A 26,131-nucleotide genomic window follows, 5' to 3' on the forward strand; every position below is an offset into this window, starting at 1 on the left:
CACACTCACCCAGCCGCCAGGGTGTCGGGCCCGGCGGCGGCTCGCTACTTGTCGATGTCGCCGACGACGAAGAACATCGAGCCCAGGATCGCGATCAGGTCCGGCACCAGACAGCCGGGCAGCAACGTCGCCAGCGCCTGCACGTTGGCGTACGAGGCGGTGCGCAGCTTCATCCGCCACGGCGTCTTGTCACCCCGGGACACCAGGTAGTACCCGTTGATCCCGAGCGGGTTCTCGGTCCAGGCGTAGGTGTGCCCCTCGGGCGCCTTCACCACCTTGGGCAGCCGCACGTTCACCGGACCGGTGATCCGGTCGACCTGGTCCAGGCAGCGTTCCGCGAGGTCGAGTGAGACGTACACCTGGTCGAGCAGGACCTCGAAGCGGGAGTGGCAGTCCCCGGCGCTGCGGGTGACCACCGGCACCTCCAGCGACCCGTACGCCAGGTACGGCTCGTCGCGGCGCAGGTCGAGGTCGAGCCCGGAGGCCCGGCCGACCGGGCCGGAGGCGCCGTACGCGGCCGCGTCGGCGGCGGAGAGCACCCCGACCCCGACGGTACGGGCCAGGAAGATGTCGTTGCGCCGGATCAGGTTGTCCAGGTCCGGCAGGCGGCGGCGTACCTCGCCGATCGCCGCCCGGGCCCGCCGGGTCCAGCCGGCCGGCACCTCCTCCTTGAGCCCGCCGACCCGGTTGAACATGTAGTGGATCCGGCCGCCGGAGACCTCCTCCATGACGGCCTGCAGGGTCTCCCGTTCCCGGAAGGCGTAGAACATCGGGGTGATGGCGCCGATCTCCAGCGGATAGGAGCCGAGGAACATCAGGTGGTTGAGCACCCGGTTCAGCTCGGCCAGGGCGGTACGCAGCCAGACGGCCCGCTCCGGCACCTCCATCCCCATCAGCCGCTCGACCGCCAGCACCACGCCGAGTTCGTTGGAGAACGCCGAGAGCCAGTCGTGCCGGTTGGCCAGCACGATGATCTGCCGGTAGTCGCGTACCTCGAAGAGTTTCTCCGCGCCCCGGTGCATGTAGCCGATGATCGGCTCGCAGGAGAGCACCCGCTCCCCGTCGAGCACGAGCTTGAGCCGGAGTACGCCGTGCGTCGACGGATGCTGCGGCCCGATGTTGAGCACCATGTCGGCGGTGTCGAGGCCCGCCCCGGTGCCGACGGTCAGCTCCCGCAGCGCTCCGGTGTCGGCAGTCATGCCCGTCATCGTGCCACGACCGGCCCGGCTGGACAGCCGGCCGACCCTTCGGAGCACGTCTTCCGGCAGATCGCGGCGCTACCGCGCGGCGCTCGTTCGACAGCACTCTGATGCATTTCTTGCAGGATGTGTCTGCCCTTAGCCAGCACAACGGCGCATCGGTGGTGGACCTGGTCGTGTCGGTGACGGCGGTCCGTAACCGGCTGACCGTGCTGCACGACGACCGGGACTACGAAGTCATCGCCCGCCTCGCCCGGGTGCCGGTGCAACGGGTCCTGCACTGAGCCATCCGGCCGGGTCCGGCTCGACGCCGACCGGTTGGAGCAGCCACCAGTGCCCGCCGAGCCCGGCCGGATCGGTCAGTTCGGCCGCCGTGGACGCACCGGCGAGCGCCCGCAGATAGCCGGCCGGGTCGGCAGCGGCCAGCGCCAGGGCCGGTCGCCGCCCGTCGACCCCGAGCGCACGCAGCGCGGTGTGCTGCCCGACCAGGGTGTACGGCCGGCCGGCCACCGCCGCACCGGCCGCCGCCACCGAGTCGACGGCGACGTGCGCGGTCAGGTCGCGGCTGCCGTCGGGTACCGGATCCACCTGCCGGCCGGCCCGGAACCCGGTGAGCGTGCCGTGCCGCGGACGGGCCCGGCGCAGGTGCCCGTAGTCGACGGCGAGGGCGAGCCCCCGGTGCAGGCTGCCGACCGCCTCGGCCCAGGCGAGGTCCCGGGTCAGCCCGATCTCGGCCCGGTCCGCCCAGGCGAGGTCCCGGGTCAGTCCGATCTCGGCCCGGTCCGGCGGGCCCGGGTCGGTCGGGATCGGCCACCACCGGTCCAACCAGGCCGACTCGGCCGGGTCGAGCGGGCCGCCCGGCGACTCGGTTCCGGTGGCCGGGTCGACGAGTACCCGTCGCCACCCGCCCGGACCGGGTTCGGCCACGTCCAGCGGTACGTTGTCCAGCCACTCGGTCGCGAGCAGCAGCCCGACGGTCCGCTCCGGCAGCTCCGCACGCCAGTCGACCCGGTCCGGCAGGTCGTCCGGGCGCGGCGCCAGCTCGACGGCGGTCAACCGGAGCCGGGCGGCGAGTTCCGGCGGGGCGAGCCCGGCCAGCGTGCCGAGCAGCTCGCCCCGGCCGGCGCCGACGTCGACCACGTGCAGCGGGTCCGGCCGGCCCAGCGCGGCGTCGACCCGGTCCAGCAGCCGCAGCAGCGCGGCGCCGAGCACCGGTACGGCGTGCGCACTGGTCCGGAAGTGTGCGGCCGGGCCGGCGCCGGTGACGAAGAACCCCCGGTCACCGTAGAGCGCGGTGGCCATCGCGGCCCGCCATCCGATCGGCACCGGCCCAGGGTATGTGGCGCCGATCCCCTTCCGGCGACCCGGTGCGGGCGGTGAAGGTTTTCACAACCTCTTGGTCCTGAGCTGGCCGGACGGCGCATACTTGCGATCGACCGGTACCACTTATCGAGGACTGGATCACTGTTATGACCGCTTCCGCGCGCCCGCATCTCATGGTCCCCCACCGGCTCACCGTCGGGGTGATCGGCGCAGGCCGGGTCGGTGCCGTGCTCGCCGCCGCGCTGGGCCGGGCCGGGCACCGGGTGGTCGCCGCCGCCGGGGTCTCGACCGCCGCCCGGGACCGGATCGACCGGCTGCTGCCGGGGACCGCCGTACGCCCCGCCGACGAGGTGGCGCGGGCCGCGACAGATCTGCTGCTGGTCGCCGTACCCGACGACGCGCTGGCCGAGGTGGTCACCGGGCTGGCCCGGACCGGCGTACTCCGGCCGGGGCAGGTGGTGGCGCACACCTCCGGCGCGCACGGGCTGGAGGTACTCGCCCCGGCCGAGGCGGTCGGGGCGTACCCGCTGGCGCTGCACCCGGCGATGACCTTCACCGGTACCGCCGAGGACCTGCACCGGCTGCCCGGCATCTCGTACGGGGTGACCGTCCCGGAGCCGCTGCGGCCGTTCGCGGTCCGGCTGGTCGCCGACCTCGGCGGAGTACCCGAGTGGGTGGCCGGACCGGACCGTCCGCTCTACCACGCGGCGCTCGCGCACGGCGCGAACCATCTGGTCACGCTCGTCAACGAGGCGGCGGACCTGCTCCGGGCCGCCGGGGTGGCCGAGCCGGCGAAGGTGCTCGGGCCGCTGCTCCGGGCCGCCCTGGACAACTCGCTGCGGCTCGGCGACGCGGCGCTGACCGGCCCGGTCTCCCGGGGCGACGCCGGTACGATCGCCCGGCACCTGGACCGGCTCGCCGTCACCGCCCCCGAGTCGGTGCCCAGCTACCTCGCACTGGCCCGCCGCACCGCCGACCGGGCGATCGCGGCCGGTCGGCTGCGCCCGGCCGACGCCGACTTCCTGCTCGGCGTCCTCGCCGACCGGGACCGGAAGGTCGCCGCCGCATGACCGGCCGGAGCCAGCCGGCGGTACGCCCGTGGACCGGCGGCGCAGAGGAGTGGCGATGACCGAGGTGCTGCGTACCCGCGCGGAGCTGGCGGCGACCCTGGCATCCCTACCCGGCGACCTGGCGGTGGTGATGACCATGGGCGCCCTGCACTCCGGGCACGAGGCGCTGCTCCGGGCGGCCCGGGAACGGGCCGGGACGGTGCTGGCGACGATCTTCGTCAACCCGCTCCAGTTCGGCCCGAACGAGGACTTCGACAGGTACCCCCGGACCTTCGAGGCCGATCTGGCGATCTGCCGGGCGGCCGGGGTGCGGTACGTCTTCGCCCCGTCCCGCGAGGAGCTGTACCCGGACGGCGAGCCGATGGTCCGGGTCGACCCGGGCAGCCTCGGCGAGGAGTTGGAGGGCGCCAGCCGCCCCGGCTTCTTCACCGGCGTACTGACCGTGGTGGCGAAGCTGCTCAACCTGCTCCGGCCGGACGTCGCGATCTTCGGCGAGAAGGACTACCAGCAGCTCACCCTGGTCCGCCGGATGGTGCGGGACCTGGAGTTGGACGTGGAGATCGTCGGGGTGCCGACCGTCCGCGAGCCGGACGGGCTGGCGCTGTCCAGCCGCAACCGCTACCTCTCGGCCCAGGAGCGGACCGCCGCGCTGCGGCTGTCGGCGGCGCTGCGGGCGGGCGCGGACGCCGCCGGGGCGGGCCGGGGTGCCGACGCCGCACTCGCCGCCGCCTACCGGGCCTTCGGCGAGGGTACGACCGGCGCCAAGCTGGACTACCTGGTGCTGACCGCCCCGGACCTCGGCCCCGCCCCGGTGACCGGCCCGGCCCGGATGCTGGTGGCCGCCTGGGTCGGTTCGACCCGGCTGATCGACAACATGCCTGTCGAACTGGCTCCGGCCACCGCACCGGGCGGCTGAGGCGTCGCCCGCCGGAGAACCGCCCGCCGGAGAACCGCCCGCTCGAGGACCACCCGCCCGTCCGAGGACCACCCCGCAATACGGAGGACGTACCGATGTTCCGCACCATGCTCAAGTCGAAGATCCACCGGGCCACGGTGACCCAGGCGGACCTGCACTACGTCGGCTCGGTGACCGTCGACTCCGACCTGCTGGACGCCGCCGACCTGCTCCCCGGCGAGCAGGTGGCGATCGTGGACATCACCAACGGCGCCCGGCTGGAGACGTACGTGATCCCCGGGAAGCGCGGCAGTGGCGTGATCGGCATCAACGGTGCCGCCGCACACCTGGTGCATCCCGGTGACCTGGTCATCCTGATCTCGTACGGCCAGATGGACGACGCCGAGGCGCGGGCGTACCAGCCGAGGATCGTGCACGTCGACGCGGAGAACCGGATTCTCTCGCTCGACGCCGACCCGGCCGGAGCCGTACCGGGAATGGCCGGCGACCCGGTCCGGGGCGATCTGGTGGCCACCGGCTGACCTCGGGTGTTCCGCCGGGACCGCCCCGACCTGGCGGCGTGGAACGCGCGTGACCCGGCTGTCGTGGTGACCGACACCGACCCGCCGGGAAGATGATCTCTCCTTCCGGGCCGCCCTGGCGGTTAACGTAGGGTGCAGGCATCCGGACCGTTGGTCGCCCTGGGGAGGACGCGATGCGCCGATGGACGAGCGCCCTGGCGCTGGCCGGGGCAGTGCTGCTCGGCGCCACCGGCTGCGCCCCGCCGGGCGGCACCGACGGCGACCTCACCGACGACTGGACCCTGGTCGGCGAGCCGACGGTCTTCATCCCGGCCGCCGGGACCTGCCATTCGGCGGACTTCTCCGAGACGGTCTACCTGTCGTCGTACGCGCCCGTGGAGTGTGCCGGCAGTCATCGGCTGGAGACGGTGCACGTCGGCACCTTCGCCGGGGCGGCGGCCGGGGCGGAGAAGCCGCCGGCCCCGGGCTCGGCCGAGTTCGGCACCGCGTACGCCGAGTGCGACAGCCGGGCGCGCGGCTTCCTCGGCGCGGACTGGCGTACCGGCCGGCTGTGGCTGGGGGTGGCGGTGCCGTCGACGAGGGGCTGGACGGCCGGCGCGCGGTGGTTCCGCTGCGACGTGACGGAACTGTCCAATGTCGAGGAGAACGGCGAGCCGGTCACCCGGACGGCGAGCCTGAAGGGCGCGCTGGGCGAGGCCGGGCCGCTGCGGCTGGGCTGCTACGCCGCCACCCTGGACCGGAACAGGACCATCGACCGGATGTCCGGGGTGGAGTGTTCGGCCCGGCACAACACCGAGTTCGCCGGGGTGTGGCGGGCTCCGGCGACCCTGAAGTACCCGACGGTGGACCGCGACTGGCAGCCCTTCTACGACGGCTGCTACACGGTGGCCGCCCGGTTCGTCGGGGTGTCGCAGAGTACGGTCCGGTTCCGTACCGGTGTGGTGACGCTGCCGGGCGGCCGGAACGACTGGACGGCCGGCAACCGGGGGGTCCGCTGCTATCTGTGGGTCTCCGACGGCGCGTTCACCCGCTCGCTCAAGGGTGCCGGCTCCACCGGCCTGCCCGTCCGGACCGGCTGACCCCGGTCGATCCCGGCGTCGGTCCACCCGGCTGGCCTCGGCCGATGCCGACACCGAGCCGCCCGGCTGGCCTCGGTCGATTCCGGCGCGAGACACCTGCTGACCTCGGTCGATTCCGGTGCCGGGTCGCCCGGTCGTCGTGCCGGGGTGGAGCGGACGACCGCGGTGTCCGGATCGCCGGAGCGTCGTAGGCCACTTATCCCGGCCCCGGGCCCACCGATCCGGCCGGTACACGGTTGACTTGGAAGATGCAGTTTCCGACCGTCGACCTGCCGGTGGTACCCCGGCTGCTGGCCGCGCCGGCACCGGGCTGGGTGGAGACGACCGACGTGATCGTGATCGGGTCGGGCATCGCCGGGCTCACCGCCGCACTGCACCTGCGGGAGGCGGGACTGCACGTGACCGTGGTGACCAAGGTCAACATCGACGACGGCTCGACCCGGTGGGCACAGGGCGGGATCGCTGCCGTACTCGATCCGCTGGACACCCCGGCGGCGCACGCCTCGGACACCGAACTGGCCGGGGTCGGGCTCTGCGACCCGGCGGCGGTCCGGGTGCTGGTGGAGGAGGGGCCGACCCGGCTGCGCGAGCTGATCCGGACCGGCGCCGAGTTCGACCGCAACCCGGACGGATCGCTGATGCTGGGCCGGGAGGGCGGGCACCGGGCGGACCGGATCGTGCACGCCGGTGGCGACGCGACCGGGGCCGAGGTGCAGCGGGCACTGCACGCCGCCGTCGGCCGCGACCCCTGGATCCGGCTGGTCGAGCACGCCCTCGTCCTCGACCTGCTCCGGGCCCCGGACGGCGGCTGGGCCGGTCCCGGCCGGGCCTGCGGGATCACCCTGCACGTACTCGGCGAGGGCAGCGAGGACGGGGTCGGTGCGATCCTGGCCCGCGCGGTGGTGCTGGCGACCGGCGGGATGGGCCAGGTCTTCGCCGCCACCACCAACCCGACGGTCTCCACCGGTGACGGCGTCGCGCTGGCGATGCGGGCCGGCGCCGCCGTCACCGACCTCGAGTTCGTCCAGTTCCATCCGACCGCGCTGCTGGCTCCGGCCGCCCCGGCGGTCGACGGTGTCGTGCCGGAGCGGGCCGCACAGCGGCCGCTGGTCACCGAGGCGTTGCGCGGCGAGGGCGCGCACCTGGTGGACGCGGACGGCAAGCGGTTCATGGTCGGGCAGCACGAGCTGGCCGAGCTGGCACCCCGGGACGTGGTGGCCAAGGGCATCCACCGGGTACTCCTGGCCACCGGCGCCGACCACGTCTTCCTGGACGCCCGGCACCTCGGCGCCGAGTTCCTGGGCCGGCGCTTTCCCACCATCGTCGCCTCCTGCCTGGCCGCCGGCATCGATCCGGCCGAGCAGCCGATCCCGGTCGCCCCGGCCGCGCACTACGCCTCCGGCGGGGTACGCACCGACCTGCACGGCCGCACCTCCATCCCCGGCCTGTACGCCTGCGGCGAGGTCGCCTGCACCGGCGTGCACGGCGCGAACCGGCTGGCCAGCAACTCGCTGCTGGAAGGGCTGGTCTTCGCCCGCCGGATCGCCCAGGACATCACCCGGGACCTGCCGGCCCAGGCCGAGCCGGCCCCTGCCGGGGCGTGGCGCGGCGGCGAGGGCGCGGCGGTCGACCCGACGGTGCGGGAGGGGCTGGCCCGGGCGATGACCCGGGGTGCCGGGGTGCTCCGCTCCGCCGACTCGCTGCGGGCGACCGCCGCCGAGCTGGTTGCCCTCGGCGCCACCCGGGGTGCGCCGCGCACCGCGAGCTGGGAGGCGACCAATTTGCTGACGGTGGCGGCGGCGCTGGTCGGCGCGGCGTACGCCCGGCAGGAGACCAGGGGCTGTCATTGGCGTGAAGACTTCTCGGAATCGCGGGACGATTGGCTCGGGCACCTGGTCGGGTCGATCGGTCCGGCGGGCAACCTGCGACAGGACTGGGAGGCACTGTGACAGGGCTGGGCGGCGCAGTGCCGGAACCGGAACCCGGAAGCGGCGTGACGGGATCGGAGAGCACCGTGACGGAAACGGGAGGCACCGTGCTTACGGATTCGACCATCGGGGCGCTGCGGGCCGCCGGGCTCGACCCGGCGGAGGTGGAACGGATCGTCCGGGCGGCACTCGACGAGGACCTCGGGCCGGAGCGGCTGGACGTGACGAGTGTGGCCACCATCCCGGCCGAGCAGGTCGACAGCGCCGACGTGGTGGCCCGGGCCGACGGGGTGCTGGCCGGGCTGGCCGTGGCGGCGGCCGTCTTCGAGCTGGCCGGCGGCCCGGACGTGCGGGTGCTGCCGGTGGCCGCTGACGGTGCCGAGGTGGCCGAGGGGGAGGTGCTGGCCACGGTGACCGGGCCGACCCGGGGACTGCTCACCGCCGAGCGGACCGCCCTCAACCTGCTCTGCCGGCTCTCCGGGGTGGCCACCCACACCCGGGCCTGGGTGGCGGCGCTGGGCGGCGGCAAGGCGACGGTACTGGACACCCGGAAGACCACCCCGGGGCTGCGCCCGCTGGAGAAGTACGCGGTACGGGCCGGCGGCGGCGCGAACAAGCGGCTCGGCCTGTACGACGTGGCGATGATCAAGGACAACCACAAGCTGGCGGCCGGCGGCATCGGGCCGGCGTACCGCCGGGTCCGGCAGGCGTTCCCGGAGGTGCCGGTCCAGGTCGAGGTGACCACGGTGGCCGAGGCGCTGGAGGCGGTGGAGGCGGGCGCCGACTTCCTGCTCTGCGACAACATGTCCCCGGCGCTGCTGGCCGAGGTGGTCGCGGCGGTCGGCGACCGGGCCGAGCTGGAGGCGACCGGTGGGCTGACCCTGGAAACCGCCGCCGAGTACGCCGCGACCGGCGTGGACTACCTCTCGGTTGGGGCGCTGACCCACTCCTCGCCTATCTTGGACATCGCACTGGACCTCCGCTCGCGCGCCGCGTAGCGGCGGGACGCGCCACGACTCGGGGCCCGGGACTGACGACATGCTGCTCTGTATCGACATCGGTAACACCAACACCGTGCTGGCGACCTTCGAGGGCGAGAAGCTGGTGCACTCCTGGCGGATCAAGACCGACGCCCGGTCCACCGCCGACGAGCTGGGCCTCAAGTTCCGTGGCCTGCTGGCCGGGGACGCCGTCGAGATCACCGGGGTGGCCGCCTGCTCCACGGTGCCGGCGGCGCTGCGCTCGCTACGGACGATGCTGGCCCGCTACTACGGCGAGCTGCCGAACGTGGTCGTCGAGCCGGGGGTGAAGACCGGGGTGCAGTTGGCGATCGACAACCCGAAGGAGGTCGGCGCCGACCGGGTGGTGAACACCCTGGCGGCGTACACCCTCTACGGCGGGCCGTCGATCGTGGTCGACTTCGGCACCACCACCAACTTCGACGTGATAAGCGGCCGGGGCGAGTTCCTCGGCGGGGCGTTCGCGCCCGGCATCGAGATCTCCTTCGACGCGCTCGCCGCCCGCGCGGCGCAGCTGCGCAAGGTCGAGCCGGCCGTGCCCCGCTCGGTGATCGGCAAGAACACCGTGGAGTGCCTCCAGGCCGGGATGTACTTCGGCTTCGCCGGCCAGGTGGACCGGATCGTCGAGCGGATGGTCGGCGAGCTGGGCGAGGTGCGGGCGGTGATCGCCACCGGCGGGTTGGCGCCGCTGGTGATCGGGGAGTGCCGGACGATCACCCACCACGAGCCGATGATCACGCTGATCGGGCTGCGCATGGTCTACGACCGCAACCGCTGACCCCGGCCGCCGTCCGGCGCCGCCCGGTCCGGCGCATTCGTGGCTGGCGGTCGGTCGAGCGCATGGTGGGCAGCGGCCGGTTCAGGGCCGGCTGGCCCGGAAGACCCGGGTCCGGTACGGCAACTCGAAGCTCTCCCGCCCGGCCAGGTCCGGATGGCCGGCGGTCAGCTGCCGGATCCGTGCCGCCACCTCCCGCTGCCGCTCCGGAGCGGCGACGAGGTAGTACGAGCGGGTGCTGATCATCCCGACCAGCGTCTCCGGGGTGAGCGTCAGGCTGTGCCGGAACTCGTTCCGCTCGACCGGCCCGAACTCCGGGCCGAAGCCGTCGATCCCGGACCCGTCGTCGGAGGCGCCGCGCCCGCCGAGCACCTCGACGGTGATCGCGGTCAGCGCCGCCACCCAGGGCACCGACTCGTCCCGCTGGTTGAACACCGCCGCGTAGGTCCCGCCGGGGCGGAGCACCCGGGCACCCTCGGCGTGCGCGACCGGATGGTCGAACCAGTGGTACGCCTGCCCGGTGACGACCGCGTCGACCGAGCCGTCCGGCAGCGGCATCCGCTCGGCCGAACCGGCCAGGGCCACCGTCCCCGGGGTCGCGGCGTCGAGCCTGGCCCGCATCCCCGGGTCCGGCTCGACAGGGGTCACCCGGTGGCCGAGCCGCAGCAACACCCGGGTCAGGATGCCGGTGCCGGCGCCCAGGTCGACCACGTCGGCCGGGGCGGGACGGCCGACCGCCCAGCCGACCGCCGGCTCCGGATAGTCCGGCCGGTACCGGTCGTAGCGTTCCGCCGCAGCGCCGAAGGACAGGGCGTGCACCTGGTCGACCATGCCAGGAGGTTATCCAATGCTCCGCCGCCCGCGCACTTGAGTACGCTCGGGGCCGAACTCCGCCGACCACAATTCCCGAGGAAGCATGCCGTGAGCCAGCAGATCCCGAACCCCGCCGACCCGGTTGACGACCTTCCCGAGCAGATGCGGGTCCGCCGGGAGAAGCGGGACCGCATGCTCGCCGAGGGCATCGAGCCGTACCGGAGGGGGTATCCGCGTACCGCGACGTTGGCCGAGATCCGGAGCCGTTACGCGGAGCTGCCGACCGACACCGCGAGCGGGGACGACGCCGCCGTCACCGGCCGGGTGATCTTCGTACGGAATACCGGCAAGCTCTGTTTCGCCACCCTGCGGGACGGCGACGGCACCGAACTCCAGGCGATGCTCTCGCTGGACCGGGTCGGCCCGGAGCGGCTGGACGCGTGGAAGCGGCTGGTCGACCTCGGCGACCACGTCGGGGTGACCGGTGAGGTGATCACCAGTCGGCGCGGGGAGCTTTCGGTGCTCGCCGATTCCTGGGAGCTGACCGCGAAGGCGCTCCGGCCACTGCCGGTGGCGCACAAGCCGCTTAGCGAGGAGGCCCGGGTCCGGCAGCGTTATGTGGATCTGATCGTCCGCCCCCGGGCCCGCGAGATGGTACGCACCAGGGCGGCGACGCTGCGTAGTCTGCGCGATTCGTTGCACGCCCGGAGTTTCATCGAAGTCGAAACCCCCATGCTCCAACCGCTGCCGGGCGGGGCGACGGCCAGGCCATTCGTGACGCACAGCAATGCGCTAGACACGGATCTGTATCTGCGAATCGCCCCCGAGCTTTTTCTCAAGCGGGCGGCGGTCGGCGGCATCGACCGGGTCTTCGAGATCAACCGCAACTTCCGTAATGAGGGGGTCGACTCTTCGCACTCGCCCGAGTTCGCCATGCTCGAGGCGTACGAAGCGTACGGGAACTATGACACTATGGCGACGCTCACCCGTGACCTGGTGCAGGCCGCCGCGCTCGCCGCGACCGGCTCGCATGTGGTGACGCACGCCGACGGCACCGAGTTCGACCTCGGTGGGCAGTGGCGTTCGGTGACCCTCTTCGGCACCCTTTCCGAGGCGCTGGGCGAGGAGGTGACCGCCCGCACCGGCATGGCCGACCTGCTCGGGTATGCGGAAAAGGTCGGCCTGGCCGTCGACCCGAAGTGGGGGCCGGGCAAGCTCGCCGAGGAGCTTTTCGAGGAACTGGTCGTGCCGACGCTGCGGCAGCCCACCTTCGTCCGGGACTACCCGGAAGAGACCAGCCCGCTGGTCCGGGCGCACCCGGACGAGCCGGGACTCACCTCGAAATGGGACCTCTACGTGCTCGGTTTCGAGCTGGCCACCGGCTACACCGAGCTGGTCGACCCGGTGGTGCAGCGGGAGCGGCTGGTGGCCCAGGCCCGGCGTGGTGCCTCCGGGGACGACGAGGCGATGCGGCTCGACGAGGACTTCCTGCGGGCCATGGAGTACGGAATGCCGCCGCTCGGGGGCATGGGAATGGGAATCGACCGGCTGCTGATGGCCCTGACCGGCCTCGGAATTCGGGAAACCATCCTCTTCCCGATGGTCCGCCCGGAGTAGTTGCCGCCGACGCCGCTGTCGCGTAGTTTCGCCATCCTATTGACGGAGCAAGCATCTAACGAGCTATTGTGCTCTTGTTTGCGGCGAACCTGCTCGAAAGGATAGCGACACGTGGCCAAGCAGATCATTCACAAGCTGGTCGATGACCTGGACGGCGGAGACGCGGACGAGACCGTCAAGTTCTCGCTCGACGGCGTGCAGTACGAGATCGACCTGTCGGACAAGAACGCCGGCAAATTGCGGGACCTATTCGCCCCGTACGTCGCGGCCGGCTCGAAGGTGGGCCGGGGCGGTGTGGTCGTCGGTGGTCGTGCCGCACGGGGGCGGGGTGGCGCCACCGCCGACCGCGAGCAGAACAAGGCGATCCGGGCCTGGGCCAAGAAGGAAGGCAAGGACATCTCCGACCGCGGGCGTATCCCGCAGGAGATCGTGGACGAGTACCACGCCAAGGCGGGCCGCTGAGTCCGTCGGCTCTTCCTCGACCTTCCCGCGGGGTGGTTGGACAGCTGTCCAACCACCCCGCGCGTTTCTGTCCCGTCCCGATGATCCTGAGGTTCTGGCCGGTATAGGTTGGTATCTCCCGGATGCCCGGTTTGCCGAGATCCGGTTTCGACGAGGCTGCCGGCGCGGGAACATCCTGGCGCCGCGGACGTTGTCCACAGCCGGTGGACGAAGTTGTCCACAGCCTGTGGACGGCGCGGGGTCGCGCCGGCCGCACGAGATGCAAATTTCGCTCTGCGCGTACAGCGGAGGGTCCGGGAAGCATCGCTGAGCGTGGGCGGTTGGGAAAAACGTCGCGTACCGACCTCTTCTGCGGAACACACGACCTCGGGAGAGTCGGCTGGCGGCGATAGAGTAAGGGAGCACGGACGTCCGCCCCGGACGTCCGGGTGGTGGCCCCGCCACGATGCTTGGACCATCAAGATCGAGTGCGCACGGCACGTGAGGAGCACGAGGGCATGTTCGAGCGGTTCACCGACCGAGCGCGGCGGGTTGTCGTCCTGGCCCAAGAAGAGGCCCGGATGCTCAACCACAACTACATCGGTACGGAGCACATCCTGCTCGGCCTCATCCACGAGGGTGAGGGCGTGGCGGCGAAGGCCCTGGAGAGCCTCGGCATCTCCCTGGAGGGCGTCCGCCAGCAGGTGGAAGAGATCATCGGCCAGGGCCAGCAGGCGCCGAGCGGGCACATCCCGTTCACGCCGCGGGCCAAGAAGGTGCTGGAGCTGTCGCTGCGCGAGGCGTTGCAGCTCGGCCACAACTACATCGGTACGGAGCACATCCTGCTCGGGCTGATCCGCGAGGGCGAGGGCGTCGCCGCCCAGGTCCTGGTGAAGCTCGGCGCCGACCTCAACCGGGTCCGCCAGCAGGTCATCCAGCTCCTCTCCGGCTACCAGGGCAAGGAGCCGGCAGCCGCCGGCACCGCGCCGGGCGAGGCCGCGCCGTCGACCAGCCTCGTGCTGGACCAGTTCGGCCGCAACCTCACCCAGGCCGCCCGGGAGGGCAAGCTCGACCCGGTCATCGGCCGGGAGAAGGAGATCGAGCGGGTGATGCAGGTGCTCTCCCGCCGTACCAAGAACAACCCCGTCCTGATCGGCGAGCCCGGGGTCGGCAAGACCGCGGTCGTCGAGGGGCTGTCGCAGCGGATCATCAAGGGCGAGGTGCCGGAGACGCTCAAGGACAAGCAGCTCTACACGCTTGACCTGGGTGCCCTGGTCGCCGGCTCGCGCTACCGCGGTGACTTCGAGGAGCGCCTCAAGAAGGTGCTCAAGGAGATCCGCACCCGCGGCGACATCATCCTGTTCATCGACGAGATCCACACCCTGGTGGGTGCGGGTGCCGCCGAGGGCGCGATCGACGCGGCGAGCATCCTCAAGCCGATGCTGGCCCGTGGCGAGCTGCAGACCATCGGCGCGACGACCCTCGACGAATACCGCAAGCACCTGGAGAAGGACGCCGCCCTGGAGCGGCGGTTCCAGCCGATCCAGGTGGGCGAGCCGTCGCTGGCGCACACCATCGAGATCCTCAAGGGCCTGCGGGACCGCTACGAGGCGCACCACCGGGTGAGCATCACCGACGCCGCGCTGGTCGCGGCGGCGACGCTCGCCGACCGCTACATCTCCGACCGCTTCCTGCCGGACAAGGCGATCGACCTGATCGACGAGGCCGGCGCCCGGATGCGGATCCGCCGGATGACCGCGCCGCCGGACCTGCGCGACTTCGACGAGCGGATCGCCCAGGTGCGCCGCGACAAGGAGTCCGCGATCGACGCGCAGGACTTCGAGCGGGCCGCCCAGCTGCGCGACAAGGAGAAGCAGCTCCTCGGCCAGAAGGCGCAGCGGGAGAAGGAGTGGAAGGCCGGCGACCTCGACGTGGTCAGCGAGGTCGACGACGAGCAGATCGCCGAGGTGCTGGCGAACTGGACCGGCATCCCGGTCTACAAGCTCACCGAGGAGGAGACCTCCCGGCTGCTCCGCATGGAGGACGAGCTGCACAAGCGGGTCGTCGGCCAGGAGGACGCGGTCCGTGCGGTCTCGAAGGCCATCCGGCGTACCCGGGCCGGCCTGAAGGACCCGAAGCGGCCGTCCGGCTCGTTCATCTTCGCCGGCCCGTCCGGTGTCGGTAAGACCGAGCTCTCCAAGGCGCTCGCCGAGTTCCTCTTCGGCAGCGAGGACGCGCTGATCCAGCTCGACATGTCCGAGTTCCACGACCGCTACACGGTCTCCCGGCTGGTCGGGGCGCCCCCCGGCTACGTCGGCTACGACGAGGGTGGCCAGCTCACCGAGAAGGTGCGCCGCCGGCCGTTCTCGGTGGTCCTCTTCGACGAGATCGAGAAGGCCCACCCGGACGTCTTCAACACCCTGCTCCAGATCCTGGAGGACGGGCGGTTGACCGACGGCCAGGGCCGGATCGTGGACTTCAAGAACACGGTCATCATCCTGACCACCAACCTGGGCACCAGGGACGTGGCCAAGGCGGTCTCGATGGGCTTCCAGGCGTCCGAGGACTCCGACTCGAACTACGAGCGGATGAAGCAGAAGGTCAACGACGAGCTGAAGCAGCACTTCCGGCCGGAGTTCCTCAACCGGATCGACGACACGATCGTGTTCCACCAGCTCAACCAGACCGAGATCCTCTCGATCGTGGACATCATGATCCAGCGGATCGAGACCCAGCTCCGCAACAAGGACATGGGCCTCGAGCTGACCGACAACGCCAAGAAATACCTGGCGAAGAAGGGCTTCGACCCGGTGCTGGGCGCCCGGCCGCTGCGGCGGACGATCCAGCGCGACATCGAGGACAACCTGTCGGAGCGGATCCTGTTCAACGAGTTGACCCCGGGCCAGATCGTCGTCGTGGACTGCGAGGGCGACCCGGACAACGTCGACAAGTCCAAGCTGGTCTTCCGCGGCGCGGACAAGCCGGTCCCGGTGCCCGACGCGGTGCCGGCCGACCTCGGCAACACCGCCGCGGCCGGCGCGGACGAGTAGGCGAGCGGCAGCTCAGGTAGGTAACGGATCGGCCCGGTGGCAGTCGCCACCGGGCCGAACCCGTTTCCGGTCCCGGTAACGCCCGCCGCACGGCTGGCGGGAAAGATCTCCCGGCTGCGGAACGCGCCGGGACTACCCGTCGGCGCGGCCCTCGCCGGCCAGTACGCAGGTGTCGTCGAGCATCTCCACCAGGCCGTCCTCGATCAGCCCGGCCAGGGCGCGGGAGCGTTGCAGGTCGTCGGCCCAGACCAGGTCCAGCCGGGACCGGGGTACCGGGCCGGTAGCCTCCCGGAGCACGGCCAGCAGCCTGCCCCGGACCTGCCGGTCGGTGCCGGCGTACCGCTGTGGACGGCGGGACGGCCCGGCCGGCGCGGTACGCCCCGACGCCCGCCAGGCGCACCGGGCGGCGAGTGGACAGTCGACGCACCGGGGCGACCGGGCGGTGCAGACCAGCGCCCCCAACTCCATGAACGCGGCACTGGCCCGGGCCGCCCGTTCCGGCAGCGCAGGCAGCAGCGCCTCGGTGGCGACCAGGTCGGCCGGCCGGGTCGCCGGTCCGGCGTCCGGCTTCCCGGCGACGGCCCGAGCCACCAGCCGGCGAACGTTCGTATCGACAACGGGGTGGCGCTGCCCGTACGCGAAAGTCGCCACCGCCCGGGCCGTATAGCTGCCGATGCCGGGCAGGGCCAGCAACTCGTCCAACCCGGTCGGCACCTCGCCGCCGTGCCGTTCCAGCAGGGCCACCGCACACTCGTGCAGCCGCAGCGCCCGGCGGGGATAGCCGAGCCGCCCCCACATCCGGATCGCCTCGGCCGGGGTGTCGGCGGCCAGGTCGGCGGGGCGGGGCCAGCGGGCCAGCCAGGCCCGCCAGGCGGGGAGTACCCGCACCACCGGGGTCTGCTGCAACATGACCTCGCTGACCAGGATCGGCCACGCCCCGATGCCGGGCTCCCGCCACGGCAGGTCCCGGGCGTTCTCGTCGTACCACCGGATGGCGTCGGCGGCGAGCGTGGTTGTCGTCGGCATGGCGCCGTCGATCCTGTCATGCCGGCCGTCCCGGAGCGTGGGCCGGGCGCCGGGTCGGGCCCCGTCAGGGGTGTCGCATCGGGCAGACTGCCCGGATGAACGAGCTCGCGATCACCGTCATCGGCCCGGACCGGCCCGGCATCGTGGCCGACGTGACCGAGGCACTCGCCCAGCTCGGGGCGAATCTGACCGACTCGACGATGACCCGGTTGCGCGGGCACTTCGCGATGACGCTGATCTGCGTCGGCCCGACCGGTGCCGAGGCGGAGGCGGCACTCGCCCCGGTCGTCGCGGACGGCCCGCTGGTGGCGACGGTCCGCCAGGTCGGCCCCGAGGCGACGAGTACCCCGTTCGGCGAGCCGTACCTGATGGCGGTGCACGGCGCCGACCGGCTCGGCATCGTCGCCGCGCTGACCCGGGTGCTGGCCGAGGCCGGCGGGAACGTCACCGACCTGACCACCCGGCTGACCGGGCCGCTCTACGTGCTGCTGGCCGAGGTGGAGCTGCTACCGGAGGCCGCCGAGACGGTTGCCGCCCGGCTGGCCGAGGTGGCCGCCGGGCTGGACGTGGAGGCCACCCTCCGGCGAGCCGACTCGGACCTGCTGTGACCGCCGGGCACGATTCCCCGACGGCCGAGGTGTGCGGCCTGGGTGACTGGACCCCCGAGCTGCTCGGCGACCCGGGCCGGGTACGCGAGGTGCTGACCGCGCCGGCCGGGGTGCTGAGCCGGGTCGGCGCGACCGTCGACCCGTACGACGACGAGGTGGTCCGGCTCGCCGCCGACCTGGTGGCCACCATGCGGGTCTCGCCCGGCTGCGTCGGCCTGGCCGCCCCGCAGGTCGGGGTCGGAGCCAGCGTCTTCGCGGTGGACGTGACCGGACATCCCAAGACCGTCACCTCGCACGGCACCTTCGTGCTCTGCAACGCCGAGGTCGTCGAGGCGAGCCGCTGGCGGCCGGGCCGGGAGGGCTGCATGTCGGTCCCCGACCTGACCGGCGACGTGAAGCGGGCCAGCCGGGTGGTGGTGCGCGGGATGCTGCCCGGCACCGGGACGGTTGTCCGGCTGGTCACCGACGGCTTCGAGGCGCGGGCACTACAGCATGAGATCGACCACTGCGCGGGCCGACTCTTCCTGGACCGGGTGGCCGGGGCGCACGCGGTCTACCAGCGCAAGGTCTACCTGTGACCGGTGGCTGCCCCGGCGGGCCGGCGCCGGCAGCAGGGTGATCCCCCGGGGCTCCGGCGCGTCGCGGGTATCCGCGCCACCCGTGCCGATACGGTGAAATCATTATGCGTCTGACGGTTGGCCCCCTTCCGCCCGCCGTGTATTGGCGGCGTCGAGCCGTCGTGCTCGGTGCCGTGCTGCTGTTCCTCGTCGTGGTCCTCTACTCCTGCCTGAACACCGGCGGGCCGGACGACGGTAAGGGCAAGGGCGCCGACCCCGGGGCGTCGCCGACGCTCACCCCGCACATCGACCCGTCGGCCTCCGGCCCGGCCCAGTCCGGCGGTCCCGACCCCGGTGGCCCGGGTGGCGGTGCCGAGCCGGGCGACGGTGAGCCGTCCGGCGCGCCGCCGGACGACGGTGGCGGGGACACGGTCGAGCCGGTGGGCGGCGGGCAGGTGCCGCCGGCACCGCCGCCGGTCGACAACGAGTGCACCGACCAGGAGATGTCGGTGATCCCGGTGCCCTCGCGGGCCTCGGCGCAGCGGGGCCAACCGATCGAGTTGCGGCTCAGGATCAAGAACGTGTCGGGCCGGACCTGCAACCGGGACGTCGGCGCCGACCTCCAGGAGCTCTACATCAAGTCCGGGGCCCGCAAGGTCTGGTCGTCGGACGCGTGCAGCCTGGTCCGGTCCAACGACGTACGGTCGTTCCCGCCCAGCCACGAGAACGAGTACACGATCTCCTGGAACGGGCGCGAGAGCTCCAAGTGCGCCAACCAGCTCGCCGCCGGGCCCTATCCGGCGGCCGGCAACTACCAGCTGTTCGGCCGGCTCGGCGACAAGCACAGCGAGCCGGTGCGGATCACCATCACCGGCTGACCGACGGCGGGACTACGCAGCCGGCCGGTGGCGCGGGCGGGCGCTTTACCGACGGCCGGACTGCGCAGCCGGCCGGTCGGCCGGGAGTCGGGCGCTGGTGCCGTCGATGCCGAGCAGTGGGGCGGCGCGGGGGTCGGTTCAGACGTAGCGTTCCAGGATGGACGCCTCGGCCAGCCGGGACAGCCCTTCGCGTACGCCCCGGGCGCGGGCGTCGCCGACCCCGTCGACGGCCTGCAGGTCCTCCACGGTGGCGCCGAGCAGCCGTTGCAGGCTGCCGAAATGGCCGACGAGCCGGTCGACCACCAGACCGGGCAGCCGGGGCACCTTGGCGAGCAGCCGGAAGCCGCGCGGGCTGACCGCCGCGTCCAGCGCGTCGGAGGCGCCCGGATAGCCGATCGCCTTGGCGACCGCGACCAGGTCGATCAGCTCGGTGGCGGTGAGCAGGTCAAGCTCGACGAGTGCCTCGTCCAGGGTCCGGGCCTTTCGGCCGGTCGGCAGGTAGTCCCGGATCACCAGGGTCCGGTCGGCGTCCACCCCGGCCATCAGCTCGTCGAGCTGGAGGGCGAGCAGTCGGCCGTCGGTACCCAGCTCCACCACGTAGCCGGCGATCTCGTCGGCGATCCGGCGGACCATCTCCAGCCGCTGCACCACCGCGACGGCGTCGCGGACCGTCACCAGGTCCTCGATTTCCAGCGCGGAGAGGGTGCCGGAGACCTCGTCGAGCCGGAGCTTGTAGCGTTCCAGGGTGGCCAGTGCCTGGTTGGCCCGGGACAGGATCGCGGCCGAGTCGTCGAGCACGTGTCGCTGGCCGTTGACGTAGAGGCTGATTATCCGCATCGACTGACTGACCGAGATGACCGGGAAGCCGGTCTGCCGGGCGACCCGCTCGGCGGTGCGGTGCCGGGTGCCGGACTCCTCGGTCGGGATCGACGGGTCGGGCATCAGGTGCACGGCGGCCCGGACGATCCGGGTGCCGTCGCTGGAGAGCACCACCGCGCCGTCCATCTTGCACAGTTCGCGGACCCGGGTGGCGGAGAACTCGACGTCGAGCGGGAAGCCGCCGGTGCAGAGCGTCTCGACGACACGGTCGTAGCCGAGCACGATCAGGGCGCCCGTACGGCCACGGAGGATGCGTTCCAGCCCGTCCCGCAGTGCGGTGCCGGGCGCCATCAGCGCCAGGTTGGCCCGCAACGGATCACCGGTCGGACCCGTCCCGTTCATGGTCATGCCGACGCCGACCGGGCGGGCCGAGGTGCCGGCACCGGTGCGGACAGCAGCAGCCGCACTGGCGGTTCGGTTCGCGTCGCGGTCGATCGGCACTCGGACATTCTACGGACCGCCCTGCGTTGGGTGCTGTCGCGGTTACTGTGACGTGCCACTGTGCCTGCTTCCTCCCGTCGGCGTGCCGTCGGTACCGTCCGGGACCCGGCTACGAAGTGTCCAGTTTGTAGCTGATTGGCGATGTGTCGGGCGTAGTGGTTCCGCCCGCGCGCAGGTGGCAACGGCCGTAAGCATGCCACGCCGGAACCAGTCACAGCGTGGTGTGACCGTATGGTTACTCAGCCGACACCCGCGCCACGGACTGCAGCGCCGATCGTACGTCGGTGACTTCCATCACCCGCATGTTCTCCGGAGTGACGCCGCTGGCGCCCGGCCCGCAGCCGGTCGGGACCAGGGCGTACCGGAAGCCGAGCCGGGCCGCCTCGGCCAGTCGCCGGGGCACGGCGGCGACCCGGCGCACCTCGCCGGTCAGCCCCACCTCGCCGATCGCCACCAGGTTCGGCGCGATGGCCAGGTTGAGCCCGCCGGAGGCGACCGCCAGGGCGACCGCGAGGTCGGCGGCCGGCTCGACCACCCGGATCCCGCCGACGGTGGCCGCGAAGACCTCCCGGTCGTGCAGGGTCAGCCGCTCGGTCCGGCGTTGCAGCACCGCCAGCACCATCGCCAGCCGGGCGCTGTCCAGCCCGGAGACCGTCCGCCGGGGCGAACCGGCCACGGTGGCCCCGATCAGCGCCTGGACCTCGGTGACGAGCGCCCGCCGACCCTCCATCGCCACCGTCACGCAGGTGCCCGGGACCGGGTCGGCGGAGCGGGTCAGGAAGAGCCCCGACGGGTCGGCCAGGCTGCTGATGCCACCCTCGTGCATCTCGAAGCAGCCGACCTCGTCGGCGGTGCCGAACCGGTTCTTCACGCCGCGCACCATCCGCAGCGAGGAGTGCTTGTCGCCCTCGAAGTGCAGCACCACGTCGACCAGGTGCTCCAGCACCCGGGGGCCGGCGACCTGGCCGTCCTTGGTGACGTGCCCGACGAGTACGGTCGCGACGCCCCGCTCCTTGGCGACCGCGACCAGGGCGGCGGTGACCGCCCGGACCTGGGTGACCCCACCCGGCACCCCCTCGGTGCCCGGGGTGGAGACGGTCTGCACCGAATCCAGCACCAGCAGCCCCGGCTTGACCGCGTCGAGGTGGCCGAGCACGGCCGAGAGGTCGTTCTCGGCCGCCAGGTAGAGCTGGTCGTGCAGGGTGCCCATCCGCTCGGCCCGCAGCCGGACCTGGCTCACCGACTCCTCGCCGCTGACCACCAGGGACGGGCTGCCGGCTCCGGCGGCCCACTGCTGGGCCACGTCGAGCAGCAGGGTGGACTTGCCGACCCCGGGCTCACCGGCGAGCAGCACCACCGCGCCGGGAACCAGGCCGCCGCCGAGCACCCGGTCCAGCTCCGGCACGCCGGTGGGGCGGGCCCGGGCCGGGGCGGCGCTGATCGTGGCGATCGGCCGGGCCGGTTCGGCGGGCGCCCGGGAACTGACCACCCGGCCGGAGACGGTGGGACCGGTGAGCGTCGACTCGACGACCGCGCCCCACTCGCCGCACTCCGGGCACCGGCCGACCCACTTGGGCGGCTGGTGGCCGCAGGCGTCGCACTCGTAGGCGGGTCGGGGCTCGCGGCTCGCGGCGCGACCGCGCCCGGCGGCGGGGCGGGACGTGGCTCGGCTGGTCGTCACCCCAGCACGCTAACCAATCCGTACGACGGAACCGGCGAGACCCGGCCGTCCGCGTCGGCGCCGTGCTACTCGTGGTCCCCTTCGCCGCCGACGACCGGCGTACCCGTGGGGGCCGGCTCCAGCGGCACCGTGACAGGCACCTGCACCGGCACCTGCGTACCGCCGAAGTCGAAGGTCACCTCGATGCTGTGTCCCGGCGGCAGCGCCTCGGCCAGCCCGGACAGTTGCAGCCAGCGGCCGGCGACCCGGTTGAGGACCACGAACTCGCGAGCCGGGATCTGGATCTCCACGGGCCCGGCCGGAGCCGCCGCCGCGGTCGGCGACGGGGCTGCCTCCGACGGGGTCGCCGACGGGCTCCCACCCGGAGACGGGCTCCCACCCGGGGACGGGCTTCCGGTGGTCGCCTCCGCGGACGGGCTTGCCGGAGTCGCCTCCGGAGACGGGCTCGCCGGGGCACCGCCAGGGCTCGGCGCGGCCGACGGCCCGGCGAACGCCACCCCACCGGCACGGGTGCTGCTGATGCGCACGGTCACCGGCTGGCCGGAGTCGTTGAAGAGAGTGACGTTCAGCGGCGCGTCGGCACCGGCCGGGTAGCCCATGGTGCCGGGGTACTCGATGAACGCGTTGCGGACCAGGTAGTTGTCGTCGGCCGACTGGGCGTTGACACCGAGGTTGGTGGGCACCCTCGCGGCGGTCTCGGCGATCTGGCCCGCGCCGCACCCGGACAGCAGCAGGGTGGCGGCGGCTGCCGTACCGGCCAGCACCGCAGCGGCTCCCCGAGCCCCCCTGATCGAGCGCGTCACCTGGTCCTCCTTCGTGCGAATCCGGTCGCCGGGTCGATTCGGCGGGCCGGCGTAACGGGCACGGTGGCCGTACCCGGGCCCGACGGGCTCCAGGGTAGTGGGCGGTGATCGGCTCCCGTACGCCGACCCGGTAACCCGGCCGGCCGGGCTACCGCCGGTGCCGGCCGGCCGGGCTTCGGCGGTTCCGGCCGGCGGCGGGCACGGGTCAGACCACCCGGCCGCTGGAGACAAGCAGTACGACATCGATGAGCGCGACGAGCATGACGGCCCGGAAGACGGCCACCGGGCGGTCGCCCCGGGCGGCGGCGGCCCGGCCCGCGTACCAGCCGACCAGCGGGACCACGGCGGCGACCGCGACCGCCGCCAGGCCGGTCCGGGACGGCGGGCCCGGCGGCCCGACCACCAGGGTGGCGGTGGCCGCCAGCAGCAGCCCGGCGGCGGCCAGCCGGGAGCCGACGGGGCCGAGCCGGTGCGGCAGGCCGCGCACCCCGGTCCGCTCGTCGTCGGCCAGGTCCGGCAGCACGTTCGCGAAGTGCGCCCCGGCGCCGAGCAGCGCGCCGGCCGCGACCAGCCAGGCCGGTGGGGCCGGTGCGCCGGGCAGCCCGAGTACGACGACCGCCGGCAACGTCCCGAACGACACCGCGTACGGCAGCACCGAGAACGGGGTGGACTTGAGCGGCCAGTTGTAGAGCAGCGCGGAGACCAGGGCGAGGGTGGCCGCCGCGGCGGAGGCCGGTTCGAGGGTGAGCGCGGGCAGCGGGGTGAGTACGGCGGCGACCGCTCCGGCGGTGCCGACCAGCCGCCGACCGACCATTCCGCTGGCCACCGGCTTGTCCCGGCGCCCGACCGCGGCGTCCCGGTCGGCGTCGAGCCGGTCGTTGACCCAGCCGACGGCGAGCTGGCTGAGCAGCACGGTGAGGCTGATCGCGGCGATACCGCCGGGCGGATGGCCCACACCCCAGGCGAGCAGGGCCGAGACGGTGGTCACCGCGACCGCCGGCTCGGGATGGCTTGCCCGGACCAGCCCTAACACCACATGCGACATATGGGAAGTCTGGTTGTTACCGCTGCGTCGTGCCAGGCTCGGTCACATGCGGACGGCGCGGACCAGGGCGACGAGCGGCGCCACGGCGCCCGGGGCCACGGCGTCCGGAGCCACGCCGCGCGAGGCCACGGCGTCCGGAGCCACGGCGCCCGGGGCCACGGCGTCCGGCGCCACGCCGCGCGAGGTCACGGCGTCCGGGGCCACGGCGTCCGGCGCCACGCCGCGCGAGGTCACGGCGTCCGGAGTCACGGCGTCCGGGGCCGCGCCGCACGGCACTCCGGCACGCAGGCTGCCCCGCAACGACCCCCGGCAGTACGACGACCTCGCCGACCAGTGGTGGCAGCCGGACGGCGCCTTCGCGATGCTGCACTGGCTGGCCGAGGCGCGGGCCGCGCTGGTGCCGCCGGCCGCCCGTCCCGGTGCGACCCTGGTCGACCTCGGCTGCGGCGCCGGGCTGCTCGCCCCCCGGGTGGCCGGGCGGGGTTACCGGCACGTCGGGGTGGACCTGGTCCGCTCCGCGCTGGACCAGGCCGGCGCGCACGGGGTCGTCCCGGTGAACGGGGACGTCGCCGCGGTGCCGCTGACCGACGGCTGCGCGGACGTGGTGGCCGCCGGTGAGGTGCTGGAGCACGTGCCGGACTGGCGGCGGGTGGTTGCCGAGGCGGCCCGGCTGCTCCGCCCCGGCGGCACGCTGGTGCTGGACACCCTCAACGACACCGTGCTGAGCCGGCTGCTCGCGGTCCGGGTCGCCGAACTCTTCCCCGGGGTGCCCCGGGGGATCCACGATCCCCGGCTCTTCGTCGACGCCGGGGAACTGGTCCGGGAGTGTGCCCGGCACGGCATCGCGCTGCGGGTCCGGGGCATCCGGCCGGCGGTCTGGGGCACCGCCCGCTGGCTGCTCCGCCGCGCCGTCCGCCAGGTCGGGCCGGGTGCGACCGGAAATGGGCAGGCTGCGGGGGACGAGCTGGTCGGGCCGGGTGCGGTCGGAAATGGGCAGGCTGCGGGGGACGAGCTGGTCGGGCCGGGTGCGATCGGGAACGGGCAGGCCGGGGCGGGTGCGGTCGGCCGGGCTGGCGTGGACGCGCCACGGATCGTGCCGACCTGGTCGGCGGCGGTGCTCTACCAGGGGTGGGGCACCAGACAGGGATAACCACGGTCGGCAGCGCCGGCCGCCGGGCCGGTGCGGAAGGGAGACGGATGACGGCGGAGGCGCTCGCAGCGGCGCGCCGGGTGGCGCCACGCTTCGCCGCCCGGGCGGCCGAACACGACCGGGACGGCAGCTTTCCGGTGCACGACTTCGCCGACCTGCGTTCGGCCGGACTGTTCGGCCTGATGGTCCCGCCGAAGCTCGGCGGACTGGGTGCCAGCTTCGCCGGGTACGCCGCCGTCGCCACCGAGCTGGCCCGGGGCAACGGCGCGACCGCACTGGTGTTCAACATGCACGCCTCGGTCACCGGCGCGCTCGGCGCGCTGACCGAGGAGCTGGCCGAGGCGCTCGGCGTACCCGACGAGGCGCTGGCGGCCCGGGACCGGCTGCTCGCCGAGGCGGCGGCCGGCGCCTGGTACGCGGTGGCGATGTCCGAACGCGGGGCCGGCTCGCGGTTGTCGAAGCTGACCACGACGTACGAGCCGGTCGACGGCGGCTACCACATCAAGGGGGCCAAGACCTTCTGCTCCGGTGCCGGACACGCCGACGCCTACCTGGTGGCCGCCCGCAGCGTCGCCGACCAGTCGGTGGTGTCGCAGTTCCTGGTCCCGGCCGGTCCGGACGGGCTGCACGTCGAGCCGACCTGGGATTCGCTCGGGATGCGGGCCACCGCCTCGCACGACCTGCACCTGGACGTGACGGTGCCGGCCGACCGGCTCCTCGGCGGGGTGGAGGGGCTGGCCCTGGTGGTCGCCCAGCTGATGCCGCACTGGCTGGTGGCCAGTTACGCGGCCGTCTACGTCGGGGTGGCCAGGGCGGCGATCGACGCCGCCGTGGAGCATTTGACCGCACGTGGGCTGGACGGCCTGCCGGCGGTACGCGCCCGGGTCGGCCGGGCGGACGCGGCCACCGCCGCCGCCCAGCTCGCGGTCGGCGAGGCGGCCCGCCGGGTCGACGAGGCGCCGGGTGACGTCGAGACGAACCGTTGGGTGTGGCGGGCGAAGCTGCTGGCCGGGACGACCGCCGCCGAGGTGGCGGCCTCGATGGTGGAGGCGGCCGGCACCTCGGTGACCCGGCGCGGGCATCCGCTGGAACGCCTCTACCGGGACGCCCGATGCGGCTCGCTGCACCCGGCCACCTCCGACGTCTGCGCGGACTGGCTCGGCATCGCGGCGCTCGGCGGCGACCCGGACCGGGACGCCGCGACCCCCCGGTGGTGAGGCGTCCGGTGACCGGATCCGTCGGCCTGCCGGGCCGGAGCGCGGAACGTGGCTGCCGTCCGGTCCGGAGGGCGAGTGCGGAACGTGGCTGCCGT

At 73.3% G+C, this 26,131-nt stretch carries 23 protein-coding genes and 1 pseudogene; 16 read left to right on the forward strand and 8 right to left on the reverse strand.

Translation table 11 applies throughout. From position 1 onward, the window contains the following. Positions 1-44: 44 nt before the first annotated feature. Entirely contained in the window at positions 45-1,208 is a 1,164-nt protein-coding gene (locus ACN28A_RS16095) for an NADH-quinone oxidoreductase subunit D (protein WP_421396139.1), read from the reverse strand. A 119-nt stretch (positions 1,209-1,327) separates the two neighbouring features. Between ACN28A_RS16095 and ACN28A_RS16100 the strand changes: the two genes are divergently transcribed. Further along, complete coding sequence (locus tag ACN28A_RS16100; protein WP_421396140.1) at positions 1,328-1,483, forward strand: hypothetical protein; 156 nt, start codon at positions 1,328-1,330, stop codon at positions 1,481-1,483. On the opposite strand, the gene ACN28A_RS16105 is transcribed toward ACN28A_RS16100, so the two are convergent. Then, positions 1,437-2,525 (reverse strand): SAM-dependent methyltransferase, encoded by a 1,089-nt coding sequence (locus ACN28A_RS16105; protein ID WP_421396141.1) that lies wholly within the window; start codon positions 2,523-2,525, stop codon positions 1,437-1,439. The genes ACN28A_RS16100 and ACN28A_RS16105 overlap by 47 nt on opposite strands. Before the next feature lie 143 nt (positions 2,526-2,668). Between ACN28A_RS16105 and ACN28A_RS16110 the strand changes: the two genes are divergently transcribed. The 7 genes from ACN28A_RS16110 to ACN28A_RS16140 all read left to right on the forward strand — a co-directional run bounded on the left by ACN28A_RS16110 (position 2,669) and on the right by ACN28A_RS16140 (position 9,833). After that, positions 2,669-3,592: a Rossmann-like and DUF2520 domain-containing protein gene (locus ACN28A_RS16110; RefSeq protein WP_421396142.1), complete on the forward strand. Its 924-nt coding sequence runs from the start codon at positions 2,669-2,671 to the stop codon at positions 3,590-3,592. A gap of 55 nt (positions 3,593-3,647) precedes the next feature. Continuing rightward, positions 3,648-4,508, forward strand: coding sequence for a pantoate--beta-alanine ligase (panC, locus tag ACN28A_RS16115; RefSeq protein ID WP_421396143.1), 861 nt, complete (start codon positions 3,648-3,650; stop codon positions 4,506-4,508). 95 nt (positions 4,509-4,603) lie between these two features. Continuing rightward, positions 4,604-5,029 carry an aspartate 1-decarboxylase gene (gene panD / locus ACN28A_RS16120; RefSeq protein ID WP_421396145.1) on the forward strand — a complete coding sequence of 142 codons (426 nt, stop codon included), beginning with the start codon at positions 4,604-4,606 and terminating at the stop codon, positions 5,027-5,029. Positions 5,030-5,202: 173 nt separating this feature from the next. Continuing rightward, entirely contained in the window at positions 5,203-6,108 is a 906-nt protein-coding gene (locus ACN28A_RS16125) for a septum formation family protein (protein ID WP_421396146.1), read from the forward strand. A 248-nt stretch (positions 6,109-6,356) separates the two neighbouring features. Further along, positions 6,357-8,057, forward strand: coding sequence for an L-aspartate oxidase (locus ACN28A_RS16130; RefSeq protein ID WP_421396148.1), 1,701 nt, complete (start codon positions 6,357-6,359; stop codon positions 8,055-8,057). Positions 8,058-8,143: 86 nt separating this feature from the next. Further along, on the forward strand, positions 8,144-9,034 hold the full coding sequence (gene nadC / locus ACN28A_RS16135) for a carboxylating nicotinate-nucleotide diphosphorylase (RefSeq protein WP_421396150.1): 891 nt from the start codon (positions 8,144-8,146) through the stop codon (positions 9,032-9,034). Between the two features lie 40 nt (positions 9,035-9,074). Next, a complete protein-coding gene (locus tag ACN28A_RS16140) occupies positions 9,075-9,833 on the forward strand; it encodes a type III pantothenate kinase (protein WP_278065500.1) in 759 nt (252 codons plus the stop codon). A gap of 81 nt (positions 9,834-9,914) precedes the next feature. Here the strand turns inward: ACN28A_RS16140 and ACN28A_RS16145 are convergent, their stop codons facing one another. After that, complete coding sequence (locus tag ACN28A_RS16145) at positions 9,915-10,661, reverse strand: class I SAM-dependent methyltransferase (RefSeq protein ID WP_421396152.1); 747 nt, start codon at positions 10,659-10,661, stop codon at positions 9,915-9,917. 144 nt (positions 10,662-10,805) lie between these two features. On the opposite strand from ACN28A_RS16145, the gene lysS reads away from it, so the two are divergent. From lysS to ACN28A_RS16160, 3 genes are all read left to right on the forward strand, one after another. After that, on the forward strand, positions 10,806-12,260 hold the full coding sequence (gene lysS, locus ACN28A_RS16150; protein ID WP_421404436.1) for a lysine--tRNA ligase: 1,455 nt from the start codon (positions 10,806-10,808) through the stop codon (positions 12,258-12,260). A 111-nt stretch (positions 12,261-12,371) separates the two neighbouring features. Further along, positions 12,372-12,722 (forward strand): histone-like nucleoid-structuring protein Lsr2, encoded by a 351-nt coding sequence (locus ACN28A_RS16155; RefSeq protein WP_192766542.1) that lies wholly within the window; start codon positions 12,372-12,374, stop codon positions 12,720-12,722. 497 nt (positions 12,723-13,219) lie between these two features. Then, a complete protein-coding gene (locus ACN28A_RS16160) occupies positions 13,220-15,751 on the forward strand; it encodes an ATP-dependent Clp protease ATP-binding subunit (protein ID WP_421404438.1) in 2,532 nt (843 codons plus the stop codon). A gap of 132 nt (positions 15,752-15,883) precedes the next feature. Here the strand turns inward: ACN28A_RS16160 and ACN28A_RS16165 are convergent, their stop codons facing one another. Continuing rightward, entirely contained in the window at positions 15,884-16,777 is an 894-nt protein-coding gene (locus tag ACN28A_RS16165; protein WP_421396154.1) for an A/G-specific adenine glycosylase, read from the reverse strand. A 95-nt stretch (positions 16,778-16,872) separates the two neighbouring features. On the opposite strand from ACN28A_RS16165, the gene ACN28A_RS16170 reads away from it, so the two are divergent. The 3 genes from ACN28A_RS16170 to ACN28A_RS16180 all read left to right on the forward strand — a co-directional run bounded on the left by ACN28A_RS16170 (position 16,873) and on the right by ACN28A_RS16180 (position 18,820). Then, positions 16,873-17,385 carry a glycine cleavage system protein R gene (locus tag ACN28A_RS16170; RefSeq protein ID WP_421396155.1) on the forward strand — a complete coding sequence of 171 codons (513 nt, stop codon included), beginning with the start codon at positions 16,873-16,875 and terminating at the stop codon, positions 17,383-17,385. Continuing rightward, positions 17,382-17,963 carry a peptide deformylase gene (locus tag ACN28A_RS16175; protein WP_421396156.1) on the forward strand — a complete coding sequence of 194 codons (582 nt, stop codon included), beginning with the start codon at positions 17,382-17,384 and terminating at the stop codon, positions 17,961-17,963. The genes ACN28A_RS16170 and ACN28A_RS16175 overlap by 4 nt, the downstream gene beginning before the upstream one ends. A gap of 104 nt (positions 17,964-18,067) precedes the next feature. After that, positions 18,068-18,820: a hypothetical protein gene (locus tag ACN28A_RS16180; protein WP_421396158.1), complete on the forward strand. Its 753-nt coding sequence runs from the start codon at positions 18,068-18,070 to the stop codon at positions 18,818-18,820. 138 nt (positions 18,821-18,958) lie between these two features. On the opposite strand, the gene disA is transcribed toward ACN28A_RS16180, so the two are convergent. The 4 genes from disA to ACN28A_RS16200 form a co-directional block, all read right to left on the reverse strand. Then, on the reverse strand, positions 18,959-20,140 hold the full coding sequence (disA, locus tag ACN28A_RS16185; RefSeq protein ID WP_421396160.1) for a DNA integrity scanning diadenylate cyclase DisA: 1,182 nt from the start codon (positions 20,138-20,140) through the stop codon (positions 18,959-18,961). A gap of 235 nt (positions 20,141-20,375) precedes the next feature. Then, a complete protein-coding gene (gene radA / locus ACN28A_RS16190; RefSeq protein WP_421396161.1) occupies positions 20,376-21,821 on the reverse strand; it encodes a DNA repair protein RadA in 1,446 nt (481 codons plus the stop codon). Positions 21,822-21,886: 65 nt separating this feature from the next. Next, positions 21,887-22,624: a hypothetical protein gene (locus ACN28A_RS16195; protein ID WP_421396162.1), complete on the reverse strand. Its 738-nt coding sequence runs from the start codon at positions 22,622-22,624 to the stop codon at positions 21,887-21,889. Between the two features lie 205 nt (positions 22,625-22,829). Continuing rightward, the gene (locus ACN28A_RS16200) at positions 22,830-23,669 is read right to left on the reverse strand and encodes a UbiA family prenyltransferase (protein WP_421396164.1); all 840 of its coding nucleotides are present in this window, start codon (positions 23,667-23,669) and stop codon (positions 22,830-22,832) included. A gap of 289 nt (positions 23,670-23,958) precedes the next feature. On the opposite strand from ACN28A_RS16200, the pseudogene ACN28A_RS16205 reads away from it, so the two are divergent. Together ACN28A_RS16205 and ACN28A_RS16210 are read left to right on the forward strand one after the other, a co-directional pair. Then, a pseudogene (locus tag ACN28A_RS16205) lies at positions 23,959-24,597 on the forward strand (methyltransferase domain-containing protein); the annotation flags it as partial. Positions 24,598-24,866: 269 nt separating this feature from the next. Beyond that, on the forward strand, positions 24,867-26,036 hold the full coding sequence (locus tag ACN28A_RS16210) for an acyl-CoA dehydrogenase family protein (RefSeq protein WP_421396166.1): 1,170 nt from the start codon (positions 24,867-24,869) through the stop codon (positions 26,034-26,036). Positions 26,037-26,131: the final 95 nt, after the last annotated feature.

The sequence above is a fragment of the Plantactinospora sp. WMMB782 genome, from assembly GCF_049179135.1.
Classification (GTDB): domain Bacteria; phylum Actinomycetota; class Actinomycetes; order Mycobacteriales; family Micromonosporaceae; genus Plantactinospora.

Excerpts from the sequence above, each read along its gene's own strand:
- ACN28A_RS16095 (WP_421396139.1), bottom strand. The coding sequence starts at position 1,208 with ATGACGGGCATGACTGCCGACACCGGAGCGCTGCGGGAGCTGACCGTC.
- ACN28A_RS16110 (WP_421396142.1), top strand. The coding sequence starts at position 2,669 with ATGACCGCTTCCGCGCGCCCGCATCTCATGGTCCCCCACCGGCTCACC.
- panC (WP_421396143.1), top strand. The coding sequence starts at position 3,648 with ATGACCGAGGTGCTGCGTACCCGCGCGGAGCTGGCGGCGACCCTGGCA.
- panD (WP_421396145.1), top strand. The coding sequence starts at position 4,604 with ATGTTCCGCACCATGCTCAAGTCGAAGATCCACCGGGCCACGGTGACC.
- ACN28A_RS16125 (WP_421396146.1), top strand. The coding sequence starts at position 5,203 with ATGCGCCGATGGACGAGCGCCCTGGCGCTGGCCGGGGCAGTGCTGCTC.
- ACN28A_RS16130 (WP_421396148.1), top strand. The coding sequence starts at position 6,357 with ATGCAGTTTCCGACCGTCGACCTGCCGGTGGTACCCCGGCTGCTGGCC.
- ACN28A_RS16140 (WP_278065500.1), top strand. The coding sequence starts at position 9,075 with ATGCTGCTCTGTATCGACATCGGTAACACCAACACCGTGCTGGCGACC.
- ACN28A_RS16145 (WP_421396152.1), bottom strand. The coding sequence starts at position 10,661 with ATGGTCGACCAGGTGCACGCCCTGTCCTTCGGCGCTGCGGCGGAACGC.
- lysS (WP_421404436.1), top strand. The coding sequence starts at position 10,806 with ATGCGGGTCCGCCGGGAGAAGCGGGACCGCATGCTCGCCGAGGGCATC.
- ACN28A_RS16160 (WP_421404438.1), top strand. The coding sequence starts at position 13,220 with ATGTTCGAGCGGTTCACCGACCGAGCGCGGCGGGTTGTCGTCCTGGCC.
- ACN28A_RS16165 (WP_421396154.1), bottom strand. The coding sequence starts at position 16,777 with ATGCCGACGACAACCACGCTCGCCGCCGACGCCATCCGGTGGTACGAC.
- ACN28A_RS16170 (WP_421396155.1), top strand. The coding sequence starts at position 16,873 with ATGAACGAGCTCGCGATCACCGTCATCGGCCCGGACCGGCCCGGCATC.
- ACN28A_RS16180 (WP_421396158.1), top strand. The coding sequence starts at position 18,068 with ATGCGTCTGACGGTTGGCCCCCTTCCGCCCGCCGTGTATTGGCGGCGT.
- ACN28A_RS16200 (WP_421396164.1), bottom strand. The coding sequence starts at position 23,669 with ATGTCGCATGTGGTGTTAGGGCTGGTCCGGGCAAGCCATCCCGAGCCG.
- ACN28A_RS16210 (WP_421396166.1), top strand. The coding sequence starts at position 24,867 with ATGACGGCGGAGGCGCTCGCAGCGGCGCGCCGGGTGGCGCCACGCTTC.